At 72.6% G+C, this 13,154-nt stretch carries 9 protein-coding genes; 1 reads left to right on the top strand and 8 read right to left on the bottom strand.

The window, feature by feature from the left end; translation table 11 throughout:
- The first annotated feature begins 49 nt into the window (after nucleotides 1–49).
- A complete protein-coding gene (locus D6B71_RS09140) occupies nucleotides 50–406 on the top strand; it encodes a DUF3054 domain-containing protein (RefSeq protein ID WP_206051643.1) in 357 nt (118 codons plus the stop codon).
- Between the two features lie 195 nt (nucleotides 407–601).
- Here the strand turns inward: D6B71_RS09140 and D6B71_RS09135 are convergent, their stop codons facing one another.
- From D6B71_RS09135 to D6B71_RS09100, 8 genes are all read right to left on the bottom strand, one after another.
- Entirely contained in the window at nucleotides 602–1,765 is a 1,164-nt protein-coding gene (locus D6B71_RS09135; RefSeq protein ID WP_121254225.1) for an acyl-CoA dehydrogenase family protein, read from the bottom strand.
- Complete coding sequence (locus tag D6B71_RS09130; protein WP_121254223.1) at nucleotides 1,762–3,816, bottom strand: acetyl/propionyl/methylcrotonyl-CoA carboxylase subunit alpha; 2,055 nt, start codon at nucleotides 3,814–3,816, stop codon at nucleotides 1,762–1,764. Before D6B71_RS09130 ends, D6B71_RS09135 begins: the two co-directional genes overlap by 4 nt.
- The gene (locus D6B71_RS09125; RefSeq protein ID WP_121254222.1) at nucleotides 3,816–5,501 is read right to left on the bottom strand and encodes an acyl-CoA carboxylase subunit beta; all 1,686 of its coding nucleotides are present in this window, start codon (nucleotides 5,499–5,501) and stop codon (nucleotides 3,816–3,818) included. The genes D6B71_RS09130 and D6B71_RS09125 overlap by 1 nt, the downstream gene beginning before the upstream one ends.
- Nucleotides 5,498–6,622, bottom strand: a complete 1,125-nt coding sequence (locus tag D6B71_RS09120; RefSeq protein ID WP_121254449.1) for an acyl-CoA dehydrogenase family protein — start codon at nucleotides 6,620–6,622, stop codon at nucleotides 5,498–5,500. The genes D6B71_RS09125 and D6B71_RS09120 overlap by 4 nt, the downstream gene beginning before the upstream one ends.
- 80 nt (nucleotides 6,623–6,702) lie before the next feature.
- On the bottom strand, nucleotides 6,703–8,472 hold the full coding sequence (locus D6B71_RS09115; RefSeq protein ID WP_121254220.1) for an acyclic terpene utilization AtuA family protein: 1,770 nt from the start codon (nucleotides 8,470–8,472) through the stop codon (nucleotides 6,703–6,705).
- Entirely contained in the window at nucleotides 8,469–9,308 is an 840-nt protein-coding gene (locus tag D6B71_RS09110; RefSeq protein WP_121254218.1) for a TIGR03084 family metal-binding protein, read from the bottom strand. The genes D6B71_RS09115 and D6B71_RS09110 overlap by 4 nt, the downstream gene beginning before the upstream one ends.
- A complete protein-coding gene (locus D6B71_RS09105) occupies nucleotides 9,305–9,934 on the bottom strand; it encodes a TetR/AcrR family transcriptional regulator (protein ID WP_338036791.1) in 630 nt (209 codons plus the stop codon). Before D6B71_RS09105 ends, D6B71_RS09110 begins: the two co-directional genes overlap by 4 nt.
- Nucleotides 9,935–10,125: 191 nt before the next feature.
- On the bottom strand, nucleotides 10,126–13,140 hold the full coding sequence (locus tag D6B71_RS09100) for a S8 family serine peptidase (protein WP_126688220.1): 3,015 nt from the start codon (nucleotides 13,138–13,140) through the stop codon (nucleotides 10,126–10,128).
- Between the last annotated feature and the right edge of the window lie 14 nt (nucleotides 13,141–13,154).

The raw sequence follows: 13,154 nt of genomic DNA, 5'->3' as shown, positions 1-13,154 counted from the left end.
GGGCCGACCCGCGCTCGGACGCGAGTGGCGGGGCCCTGAGAATGGTCGGGTGCGCCGACCCGTCCACCCCGCCCTGACCGTCGCGATCGACGCGGCCGTCGTGATCCTGTTCGCGGCGCTGGGACGCCGCTCGCACGACGAGGGCGGCGCCCTGGGCGGGGTGCTCGACACCGCCTGGCCGTTCCTGGCCGGGCTGGCGCTCGGCCACCTGCTCGTGCGCGGCTCCGCGTCGCTGCGGGCCGGCTCGGTCGTCTGGGGCTGCGCCGTGGTCGGCGGGATGCTGCTGCGCCGGCTGACCGGCGACGGCACGGCCTGGTCGTTCGTGCTGGTCGCCACCGGGTTCCTCGGCGCCCTCCTGCTGGGCTGGCGGCTGGCCTCCCGGCTCCTCGTCGCCCGCCGACGGTGATCGCTCGCAGCCGCTGTAACGCGGTGTCCCGGTAGCTTCTGCGGCGTTGTGACACCGCGGTAGCTACCGGGACACCGCGTTACAAGGCGGCGGGGAGCGGACTCAGCGGGTCTCGACCCGCCGGTCACGACCTCGCAGGCTCGGTCGTGCGGCTCGCTCGACCTCCTACCACGCCAGTCCGCTGACGCGTCCTGGCTAGTAGGACTTCGGCAGCCCAAGCGAGTGCATCGCGACAAAGTTGAGGATCATCTCGCGGCTGACCGGGGCGATCCGGCCGAGACGGGCCGCGACCAGCATGTTGGCCAGCCCGAGCTCGGTGGTCAGCCCCGAGCCGCCGTGGGTGTGCACCGCCACGTCGGTGGAGTTGCAGGCGACCTCGCCGGCGGCGTACTTGGCCATGTTGGCGAACTCGCCTGCCCCCATGTCGTCGCCGGCGTCGTAGAGCGCGGCCGCCTTCTGCTGCAGCAGCTTGGCCTGCTCCAGCTCGATCTTGACCTTGGCCAGCGGGTGCGCGATGCCCTGGTGGGCGCCGATCGGCTGGTCCTTCCAGACCGACCGGGTCTTGGCGTAGTCGACCGCCTTGGCCAGCGCGAACCGCGACATGCCGTTCGAGTACGCCGCGCCCATGATCCGCTCGGGGTTGAGGCCCGCGAAGAGCTGCAGCAGGCCGGCGTCCTCGTCGCCGACCAGCGCGTCACCCGGCAGCCGGACGTCGTCGAAGAACAGCGTGAACTGCTTCTCGGGGGCGTCGAAGGTCATCTCGATGACCTGCTTCTCCAGGCCCGGCGCGTCGGTCGGCACCACGAACAGGCAGGGCTTGAGCTTGCCGGTCTTCGCGTCGGCTGCCCGGCCCACGACCAGGATGCCCTCCGCCTCGTCGACGCCGGAGATGTAGGTCTTCGATCCCTTCAGCACCCAGCCGTCGCCGTCACGGGTCGCGGTGGTGGTGATGTTGTGGGAGTTCGACCCGGCGTCGGCCTCGGTGATCGCGAACGCCATCGTGTAGGAGCCGTCCGCGATGCCCGGCAGCCAGCGCTTCTTCTGCTCCTCGGTGCCGAACCGGCCGATGACCGACCCACAGATCGCCTGCGAGACCACCATCATCAGCATCGGGGCACCGGCCGCCGCGGCCTCCTCGAGGACCGCCGCGAGGTCGCCGATGCCGCCGCCCCCGCCGCCGTACTCCTCGGCGATGTTGACGCCGAGGAAGCCGTGCTTGCCCATGTCGGCCCACAGCTCGGTGACCTTGCCGCCCTCCCGGGCCTTCTCGGCGATGTAGGTGTGGCCGTACTTCGAGGCCAGCGCGAAGACCGCCTTGCGCAGCTCCTGGCGCTCCTCGGGCTCGGTGAACGTGCTCATGCGGTCTCCTCGGTGGTGGCTGGGTTGTCGTCGTGGCCGTCGGTCTCGTCGGGTTCGACCACGGCCAGCACGGCCCCGGCGGCCACCTGGTCGCCCGCGGCGACGGGGATGTCGGTGACGACGCCGTCGTGCGGCGCGGCCACGGTGTGCTGCATCTTCATCGCCTCCATCACCAGCACCTGCTGGCCCGCGGCGACCCGCGCACCCGCCTCGACGGCGACGCTGAGCACGGTGCCGGGCATCGGCGCGAGCAGCGAACCGCTGGCGACCTGCTCGGCGGGGTCGGTGAAACGCGGCCGCCTGGTGAGCCGCACGTGGCCCTCGGGGCTGTCGACGTCGACGACCGGGGCGTCCAGGCGCCCGGGGATGGTGACCGAGACGTGGTACGCCGTGGCGACGCCGTCGCGCTCGAGGACGACGCGGTCGGCGGTGGCCGCGAGCACCACGCAGGACTCGTCGCCCAGCCGGTAGCCGTCGCGGCCGCCGTACCAGGCGACCTCGAGCGCCTCGTCGCGGCCGGCCACGTCGAAGGCGGTGCGCTGGGGCTGGCTGACCACGTTGCGCCAGGCCACCGGGGCGCCCTGCTGCACCGTCCGGGCCGCCCGGTCCCGCTCGGCGAGCGCGACGGTCGCGGCCAGCGCGGCACGACCGGCACGCTCGGCGTCGTCGCCGCCACCGCGGGAGGCGAGCTGCTGGGTGTCGAAGAAGTCGGTGCTCACGTCGCCGGCGACGAACACCGGGTGGCGCAGCACCTCGACCAGCAGGTCGCGGTTGGTGACCAGGCCGTGCAGCCGGGCCTTGGCCAGCGACCCGGCGAGCTGGCGCAGCGCCTGCTCGCGGGTGGGGGCCCAGGCGATCACCTTCGCCAGCATCGCGTCGTAGTGGGTGCCGACCTCGCTGCCGGCGACGAAGCCGGTGTCGAGACGGAGTCCGTGGGTCGCGGGGCCGGTGAACTCGCTGACCACACCCGGGATGTCGAACGCGGTGAGCAGACCGCTCTGCGGCTGCCAGTCGTGGGCGGGGTCCTCGGCATAGAGCCGCACCTCGACGGCGTGCCCGAGCGGAGTGTCGTCGCCGATGCGTGCCGCGACGTCGGGGGCCAGGGAGTCCCTGACCGGGCGCCCCTCGGCGACGGCGAGCTGGAGCTCGACCAGGTCGACGCCGAACACCGCCTCGGTGACCGGGTGCTCGACCTGGAGCCGGGTGTTCATCTCCAGGAACCAGAAACGGGTCGGGTCGGCGGCGTCGACCAGGAACTCCACGGTGCCGGCGCCGACGTAGTCGATCGCGTGCGCGGCGGCCCTCGCCGCCTCGTGCAGCGCCTCGCGGGTCTCGACCGAGAGGCCCGGGGCTGGCGTCTCCTCGACGACCTTCTGGTGGCGGCGCTGGATCGAGCAGTCGCGCTCGCCGAGCACCAGCACGGTGCCGTGCCGGTCGCCCACGACCTGCACCTCGACGTGGCGGCCGTGCTCGACGTACGGCTCGACGAAGACGGTGCCGTCGCCGAACGCGGACGCCGCCTCGGCGGAGGCCTTCTCGACCTCGCCCGGCAGGTCGGCCAGCGCACGCACGACGCGCATGCCGCGACCGCCGCCGCCCGCGGAGGCCTTGACCAGCAGCGGCAGGTCGGCCTCGGTCGCCGAGGCACCCAGGTCGGCCAGCACCGGCACCCCGGCGGCCTCCATCAGCTTCTTCGACTCGACCTTCGAGCCCATCGACTCGATCGAGGCGGGCTCCGGGCCGACCCAGGTCAGCCCGGCCGCGGTGACCGCGCGGGCGAAGTCGGCGTTCTCCGACAGGAAGCCGTAGCCGGGGTGGACGGCGTCGGCCCCCGCCTTGCGGGCCGCCTCGATGACCAGGTCGGCGCGCAGGTAGGTCTCGGCCGGCGTGTTGCCCGGCAGGCGCACGGCGGCGTCGGCCTCGGCCACGAACGGCAGGCCCGCGTCGGCGTCGGAGTGCACGGCCACGGTCTCGATGCCAAGGCGCCGGCAGGTGGTGAACACCCGGCGGGCGATCTCGCCACGGTTGGCGACCAGCAGTTTGGTGATCATCAGCGAAAGACTCCGAACCGGTCGGTGCCCTCGAAGGGCGCGTTGTCGATGACGGACAGGCAGATGCCGAGGATGGTCCGGGTGTCGCGGGGATCGATGACCCCGTCGTCGTAGAGCATCCCGGACAGCACGAACGGGAGGCTCTGCTCCTCGATCATCGACTCGACCATCGCCCGCATGCCGGCGTCGGCCTCCTCGTCGTACGGCTTGCCCTTCGCCTCGGCCGCGGCGCGGGAGACGATCGAGAGCACCCCGGCCAGCTGCTGGGGACCCATCACCGCGGACTTCGCGTTGGGCCAGGTGAACAGGAAGCGCGGGTCGTAGGCGCGGCCGTTCATGCCGTAGTTGCCGGCGCCGTAGGAGGCGCCGATCAGCACCGAGATGTGCGGCACCTTCGAGTTCGACACCGCGTTGATCATCGCCGAGCCGTGCCGGATGATGCCGCCCTGCTCGTACTCCGCGCCCACCATGTAGCCGGTGGTGTTGTGCAGGAACAGCAGCGGGGTGTTCTTCTGGTTGGCCAGCTGGATGAACTGGGTGGCCTTCTGCGCCTCCTCGCTGAACAGCACGCCCTGGGCGTTGGCGAGGATGCCGATCGGCCGCCCGTGCAGCCGCGCCCAGCCGGTGACCAGCGAGGATCCGTAGAGCGGCTTGAACTCGTCGAAGGGCACCTCGTTGGTCGCGCTCACGCCGTCGACGAGGCGCACGATCACCTCGCGCGGGTCGAACGGCTCCTTGAGGTCGGTCGGGATCAGGTCGAGCAGCGTCTCGGGGTCGTGCTCGGGCTCGGCGTAGGTCACCACCCCCGGGACGCCCATGTCACCGGCCGAACCGGTCGCCAGGGCAGCCGGGACGTATGCCGTCTCCGAGGCCTTGCGCCAGTTGAGCCGGGCGATGATCCGGCGGCCGATCCGGATCGCGTCGAGCTCGTCCTCGGCCAGGTAGTCGGCCAGGCCGGAGGTGCGGGCGTGCATCTCGGCGCCGCCGAGGGTCTCCTCGTCGGACTCCTCGCCGGTGGCCATCTTCACCAGCGGCGGGCCGGCCAGGAACACCTGCGCCCGCTCCTTGACCATCACGGTGTAGTCGGACAGACCCGGCACGTAGGCGCCGCCGGCGGTCGAGCTGCCGAAGACCAGCGCGATCGTCGGCTGCTTGCGGGCGCTGGCTCGCGTCAGGTCCCGGAACAGCTTGCCGCCCGGGATGAAGATCTCCTTCTGCGTGGGCAGGTCCGCGCCCGCAGACTCGACCAGCGAGACCGTCGGCAGCCCGTTCTCCTCGGCGATCTGCGAGGCCCGGAAGATCTTCTTCAGCGTCCAGGGGTTGGAGGCGCCGCCCTTCACGGTCGGGTCGTTGGCGGTGATCATGCACTCCACGCCCTCGACGACGCCGATGCCGCAGACCACGCTGGCGCCGACGGTGAAGTCGGTGCCCCAGCCGGCCAACGGGCTCAGCTCGAGGAACGCCGAGCCCTCGTCGATGAGCAGCTCGATCCGCTCGCGCGGCAGCAGCTTGCCCCGCTCGTGGTGGCGCGCGACGTACTTCTCCCCGCCGCCGGCCACGGCCTTGGCGTGCTCGGCGTCGACGTCGGCGAGCTTGCCGAGCAGGTGCCGGCGGCGCTCGGCCTCGGGGGTCAGCGCCTCGACGGCCTCGGTCGCCTCGGGCGACTCGGTCTCCGTGGCGGTCATGCGGTGTAGCCCAACAGCTTGGCGGCAAGGTCGGTGAGCACCTCGGTCGCTCCTCCTCCGATCGGCAGCAGCCGGGCGTCGCGGTAGTGCCGCTCCACCTCGGTGCCGTGCATGTATCCCGTCCCGCCGTGCAGCTGGACGGCCTGGTCGCAGACGTACGTCGCGGTGTTGCAGGCGGTCTCCTTGGCCAGGCAGGCCGCGGCGATCACCGCCTCGTTCACGCCCCCGGCAGCGACGTACTGCTGCGCGACGGTGTGGGTGTGGGCCCGGGCGACCTCGACCTGCCGGTGCATCTCCACGAGCTTGTGCCGCACCACCTGCCGCTTGATCAGCGGCTCGCCGAACGTGGTGCGCTGCCGGCAGTAGTCGGCGGTGAGCGCGAGGGCGCGGCCGGCGATGCCGTAGCCGTGCACCGCGAGCGCCATCCGCTCGACCACGAACTGCTCGGCGATGTAGAGGAACCCGGCGTTCTCGTGACCGACCAGGTTCTCCACCGGCACCCGCACGTCGACGAACGACAGCTCGGCGGTGTCGGAGCAGTGCCAGCCCATCTTGGCCAGCTTGCGGTCGACGGTGAAGCCGGGCGTGTCGGTGTCGATCACCAGCAGACTGACGCCGCCGGCACCGGGGCCACCGGTGCGCACCGCGGTGGTGACGAAGTCGGCGCGGGTGCCGGAGGTGATGAACGTCTTCGACCCGTTGACGACGTAGTGGTCGCCATCGAGGACGGCGTTGGTGCGCAGGTTGCCGACGTCGGAGCCGCCACCGGGCTCGGTGATGCCCAGCGAGCCGATCTTCTCGCCGGCCAGGGTCGGCCGCACGTAGCGGTCGACCAGGGCGGGCGAGCCGTGGGCGGCGATGTGCGGCAGCGCGATGCCGTGGGTGAACAGCGCGGAGGCGAGCCCGCTGGAGGCTCCCTCGCGGAACATCCCCTCCTGCAGCGCGATCGTGTCGAGCAGGTCACCGCCCTCGCCGCCGACGGACTCGGGGAACGAGATGCCGAGCAGGCCCTGCTGGGCGGCCTTGCGGTGCAGCTCGCGCGGGATCTCTCCGGCGTCCTCCCACTCCTGGAGGTGGGGTGCGATCTCGCGGCGGGTGAACTCGGCACCGAGGTCGGTCAGCGCGGCGCGGTGAGCCGTCAGGTCTTCCTCGACACGCCGCGGATCCGCGTGAATCAGTGACGGGTCGGCGGGAGTGGTGATCACAGCAGGTCCTCCTGGATGTGCACGATGCGCGAGCGGACCCACTCGCCGAGGGCCTTGGCCTGCGGGTCGAAGCGGGTGGAGGCGGCGACGCCGCGGCCGAGCAGGCCACGGATCAGCACGTTCACCCCGCCGAGGTTGGGCAGCACGTAGACCTCGATGTCGAGGTCCTCGGCCTCCGGGACGAGCTCGCGCACCTTGCGGGGGGTGATCAGCTTCGCCAGCCAGGTGACTCGCTCGTCGTAGCGCGGGTGGCCGTCGTTGATCACCCAGAGCCCGAGGTTGGCGTCTCCGCCCTTGTCGCCGGAGCGGGCGTGGACGAAGGTGCCGAGCGGCATCCGGCGGGTCAGCGAGTCCGGCGGTGCGGGGTACGGCGAGGGGCGCAGGCCGCTGTCGTCGACCTGCTCGGCGCCGAAGACCGTCGGGTCGGCGATCGTCTCCCGGCTGCCGTCGGCGTGCACGACGACGTGCTCGACGGCCGTGCGCTCGACGTACGCCGGGCGGTAGACGCCGAACGGCGTGGGCCGGCCGGGCGGGGCGGTGAGCGTGAACCCCGGGTAGGACGCCAGGCCGATCTCAACCGCGGGCGCGGTGAACGCCTTGCCGCACGGGTCGGCCTGGGGGTCCATCACCGTGCACCGCAGCAGAGTGGAGGCACCCTCCTCGGTGTCGGCGTCGGGCGCCGGCGGTCCGCCGCGGGTCCAGGTGACGGACTCGGCGGTCAGGCGGGGCGCGAGCTGGTTGCGGACCCAGTCGGCCTTGGCGTCGACGTCGAGCCCGGTGAGCACGAACTCCACGGTGTTGCGGAATCCTCCGAGCTCGTTGACGCAGACCTTGAGGTGCTCCGGCGGCGCCTCGCCGCGGACACCCGTGATCGCGACCCGGTCCTCACCCTGCTGCGCGAGCTCGATGGTGTCGAGAAGCGTGGTGACGTCGGGGCCGAGGTAGCGGGTCGACTGGATCTCGTAGACCAGCTGCGCGGTCACGGTGTCGACGGTGACCGCGCCGCCGGTGCCCTCGTGCTTGGTGATCACGCTGGAGCCGTCGGCGGCGATCTCCGCGAGCGGGAACCCCAGCGGCAGCCGGGCGTGCTCCTCGGAGCGGAACAGCGTCTTGAACCCGGAGAAGTTACCGCCGGTGGCCTGGGTGCCGCACTCGAGCACGTGCCCGGCGACGACGGCGCCGGCCAGCTCGTCGTACGACTCGGGCGTCCAGCCGAAGTGCGCGGCGGCCGGCCCGACCACCAGGGAGGCGTCGGTGACCCGGCCGGTGACGACGACGTCGGCGCCCTGGCGCAGCGCCGCGGCGATGCCGAAGCCGCCGAGGTAGGCGTTGGCGGTGAGCGCGCCGTCGAGACCGAGCTCGGCGGCACGGGGGCGCAGGTCGTCGCCCTCGAGGTGGGCGACGGCGACATCCAGGCCGAGCCCCTGGGCGACCTCGCTGACCTTCTCGGCGAGGCCGGCGGGGTTGAGGCCGCCGGCGTTGCTGACGACCTTCACCCCGCGCTCGAGCGCGAGACCGAGGCAGTCCTCGAGCTGGCGCAAGTGGGTGCGGGCGTACCCCAGGGCGGGGTCCTTCATGGTGTCCTTGCCGAGGATCAGCATGGTCAGCTCGGCGAGGTAGTCGCCGGTGAGCACGTCGAGCGGGCCACCTTCGAGCATCTCGCGCATCGCCGAGAGGCGGTCGCCGTAGAAGCCGGAGCAGTTGCCGACCCGCAGCGCCCCCCGGTGGTCGAGCGCCTCCCGGTGGTCGAGCTTGAGACCGCTCATGCCGCGCCCCCCTGCGGCGCGCGTCCCTCGCCCGCCGGGCCGGCGAAGGCCTGGGCGATGTCGAGCCAGCGGTCGGCGTCGTCCCCGACGGCGACCAGGTCGGTGTCGGCCCGGTGCACCCGCTGGGTGACCAGCTGGCAGAAGGCGTACGCCGAGCCGGTCACGCGCTGCGCGGCGTCCTCGGGGCCCCAGGTCCACAGCTCGCCCGACGGGGCGGTGAGCGCGACGTGGATCTCGGCGGTCGGCGGCTCGAGACCGCGGTTGGCGAAGGAGTAGCCGCGGGTGCGCACCCCGAGGTGGGCGACGTGGCGGACGCGGTCGGTGGGCTCGTAGCCGAGCCCGAGCGCCTCGTAGACGTCGAGCGCGTGCGCCCAGGTCTCCATGAAGCGGGCGGTCGCCATCGACGCCGCAGACATCGGTGGGCCGAACCACGGCATCTTCTGCCCCTCGGGCAGCTCGCGCAGGGCGGTCGCGAGTGCCTGGCGGGCGGTGCCCCAGCGGGCGAGAAGCGCCTGCGGCGCGAGGCGGCCGGCGTCGAGCGCACAGGCGTCGACGTAGCCCTCGGGGTCACCGATCGCCTCGAGGACGACGGCGTCCCACGCGGCCTTGCCCGCCTCACCGTCAAGGCTGTGCGCGGCGAGCACGGCGACCTCGTCGGTCCAGGCGAGGTGGCCGACCGACGTGGCGACGTCCCAGCCCTCGGCGGGAGTGGGGGTGCGCCAGGCCGCCTCGTCGAGGCCCGCCACAGCATTCCAGAGCTGGTCGCCCTCGGCGGTCAGATCGGCGAGCAGGTCGTCGAGCAAGGACCGGGCGGGTGGTGCGTCGGGGGGTGTCATGCGTGCTCCTTCGCGAGCTCGGCGTCGATGGTGCTGGCCCACTGGTCGAGGATCCGGGCGCGACGGCGGGTGTCGTCGGTGATGGTGTTGGCGAGGCCGAGGCCGCGCACCAGGTCGAGCGTGGCCTGCACGAGCTCGCGCACGCCCGGCTGCGTCTCGTCGGCGCCGAGCAGCTCGACGGTGAGCCGGTGGGTCTCGCGCCCGACGCGCTGCTCGAGCGGCGCCACCGCGGCCATCAGGTGGTCGTCGGTGCGGGCGGCGACCCAGAGCTCGAGGGCGGCGGTGAAGACCGGGCTGGTGAAGTGGTCGGCGAGCATCTGCAGCACCGCGCGGGTGCGCCGCGGGCCGGCCGGCAGCTTCTGGGCCGCCTCGGCGAGCTCGGCGCCGCGGATCTCGGTGAGGTGCTCGACGGCGGCCACGACCAGGTCGTTCTTGGTCGGGAAGTGGTGCAGCTGGGCGCCGCGGCTGACACCTGCGCGCTCGGAGACCAGCGTGGTCGAGGTGCCGCTGAAGCCGCGTTCCACCAGGCACTCCACCGTCGCCTCGAGCAGCCTGGCCCGCATGGCGCGGGTGCGCTGCTCCTGCGGCACCCGGGCGAGGCCCGGGGAGGGGGTGGTGGGGGTCACGCGGAGCAGCATGCCGCGAGCACTAACAAACAGTCAAGCCTGACTTTTTCTGGTGAGACGTCGATCGTCCCGCGGCACGCCGCCGATAGGCGGGCATCTGTGACCCCTCGGCGAAGACGGACCGGGCGCCCGGAGCCGACTGGCCCCGGACGCCCGGTCCGATGGTGCGGTGGTGCTGGGTCGATCGCGCCTCAGCCGGTGACGAACACCAGGGTGGGCGCCAGCGACCCTTCGTACTCCAGGACGCCGAGGTACTTGCGGTCGGCCTCGAGGCCCGACCAGCTGACGTCGAACGTCGTCTCCTGCTGGTTGGTCACCGGGACCGGGTTCGGCGTGGCGGTGAGGTCTCCGACCTCGGCCGCCGGGTTGACGTCCCAGAAGTCGAAGTCGAAGGCGATCGGGTCGCCCTGCTCACCGGCCGCGAAGCCGTCGATCTCGACGAAGTACGCGCCCGCCTCGGGAGCCAGCAACGTGAGCGCCTCGTCGGCCGAGCCGGTCGCGGACGAGCCGGCCTCGGCGAAGATCGTGCCCGGGTCGCAGGTCTCGGCCGCGTAGACGTACATGTCGAGGTCGGCTGTGTCGTCGACCGCGTCGATCGCGAAGCGGGCCGCCTCGCTCCCCTCGGCGACCGTGACGCACTGCAGGTCGTAGTCGCCGGCGGCGACCTCGGTCGACACGGTGTCGGAGACCGCCAGGCCGGTGACGCCCACGTTCAGCTCACCGGTGAAGCCGGCCGTGACCGGCACCGCCACCGAGCCCTCGACGCCCTCGCCCTCGACCGCTGCCGGGGCCTTCACCGAGACCGGACGCAGCGCGACCGGCAGCCGCACCGTGGTCGGCCCGGTCAGCGTGACGTGACCCGAGGTGACCTCGCCCAGCGGAGCGTCGGTGCGCGCGAAGGTGAAGGTGACGTCCTCGGCGTCCCAGCGACGCTGGGAGACCACCCGGGTCTTGTCCATGGTGACCTCGAAGCCCGGCACGTCGGAGGTGATCTTCCAGGTGCCCTTCCGGGCGGCGACGAAGCGCCGGGTGAAGGTGGCGCTCGCGGTGAGCTGGCCCTTCGACATCGACGGCAGGTTGATGTCCTGCGCGGCGATCGGCTCGAGCGGGAAGCCCGGGTTCGGCTGGTAGCCGACCCCGGCCAGGTAGCGCTGCCACTCCCGCGGCGTCGAGGTCACGAACAGCCCCGGGTTGAAGAACCTGCGCGGGTTGACCATGCCGGCGCCCTGGGCCATGGCGTCGGTCGAGTCCGCGCCGTTGGCGTCCTTGAGCGGTGTCGCCGTGGTCATCATCGCCGACTGAATCTGCTGCGGCGTCCACTTGGGGTGCACCGCGGCCATGAACGCAGCCAGGCCCGCGATGTGCGGAGCCGACATCGAGGTGCCGGAGTAGAGGTCGTAGCTGCGGTCGGAGTTCGACGGCGGCGCCACGGCGGCCAGGATGCTGGTGCCGGGTGCGGCGATGTCGGGCTTGAGGATGTCCGCGTCGTTGGCCAGCGACGGGCCCCGCGAGGAGAAGCCGCTCACCTGCGGCAGCGGCGTGGGGGTTCCGGTGGTGTTGCCGACCACGAACTTCGCGGTCGCGGCCTCGCCCTGCGCCGCGACGTAGGCCAGCACCTGCTCGCCCGCGGCGGCGTCGAGGTGCACCGACGGCACCGAGTGGAAGTCGGCGTCGAGGCTCTGGCCTTCGCTGGTGTTGACCATGACCATGCCCACGCCACCGGCGCGGTCGACCTCGGCGCTCTTGGCGACCCGGTCGTAGGCACCGCGCAGGCAGACCACGATCGTGCCCGTCACCGCGGCCGGGTCGAGGGTGTCGGGGCCGCAGAGCGCGGCGTCGGCGGCGTCGCCGCCGTCGACCACGGAGGCCTCGGCGGTGACCAGCGGGCTCGAGGGCAGCGGCCGGTTGGCGATCGAGGCGCCGGCGAACTTCTCGCCGTTGCCGAGCACCACGGTGTTCTCGAAGTTGAAGTGGGTCGCCGCGGCGACCGTGGTCAGCCAGGGGCTGTTGTGCGCCACCGTCGAGGCGTCGGGCCCGCTGTTGCCGGCCGACGCCGCGGTGAAGATCCCGGCCTCGGCCGCACCCTCGAAGGCGATCTCGGTGGCGTCCAGGACGGTGTCGAGCGCGCCGGAGATCGAGAAGTTGATGACGTCGACGCCGTCGGAGACCGCGTCGTCGATGGCGGCGACGATGTCGCTGGTGGTGCCGGAGGCGCGGCCGTCCTCGGTGGCCCAGAGCACCTTGTAGGCGGCGATCCGGGCACCGGGCGCCATGCCGGTGGCGGTGCCGAACTCCACGTCCTCGACCTGGACGCCCGTCACGATCGCGCCGGCCGAGGTGGAGGCGGTGTGGGTGCCGTGGCCGTTGCCGTCACGCGGCGAGAGCCAGTCGCTCTCGATGATCTCGCCGCCGCCGGCGAGCAGGCCGTCGGCGTAGTGGCGGGCGCCGACCAGCTTGGTGTTGCAGTCATCGGCGGTCCACTCGTCGCCTGCCTCGCAGGAGCCGGTGAACACACCGCCGTCGGCCTTCTCGACCCGGATCACGCCGCCCTGGCGGGAGATGTCCCACTTGGTCTGGGGACGCTCGGTCAGCGGCTTGCCGCGGAACGACTCCGACTCGGGCCAGATGCCGGAGTCGAGGATGCCGACCACCGTGCCCGCGCCGGCCCGCTTCTGGCCGCCGTAGCGTGCCCAGACGCCCTTCTTGCCGGAGAGACCGAGCAGCTCGGGGGTGTTCCAGGTGTCGCCGTAGCGCAGCTGGTCGCGCTCGACCAACAGCACCCGGCGGTCCGAGGACAGCTCGACGGCCTGCTCGGTGGTCAGGTCGGCGGCGAAGCCGTTCAGCGCGGTCGTGTAGTGGGTCGCCACGTCGGTGCCGACCTCGTCGGCGATCCGGTCGTGGCTGACCCGGAGCCGCCGCTCGTAGGCACGGACCGCGTCGGAGTCGGCCCGGAAGGACTGGCCCGAGGCGGCGCGGGTGGCGCCGGCGCGGGTGCTGCCGGGCTGGCGCAGGACGACGACGTAGCGACCGTCGCTGAACCGCGACGGCGTCGCCCGGGTGGCGGGCGACTCCGTGGCGGAGTCGGGTGTGGGCTCGGCCGCGGTGGCGGCGGGGCTGCCGGCGAGCAGGCCGGCGACGACCACCCCCGCCGAGACGAGGCCGACGTGGCGGCGGGCCACCCGTGACCTCGGGGAACGATTGGACACGCTTCCTTCTCCCT

The sequence above is a fragment of the Nocardioides ferulae genome (genome assembly GCF_003660455.1).
GTDB classification, from domain to species: domain Bacteria; phylum Actinomycetota; class Actinomycetes; order Propionibacteriales; family Nocardioidaceae; genus Nocardioides; species Nocardioides ferulae.
This window is presented reverse-complemented; position numbering and strand designations above follow the sequence as displayed.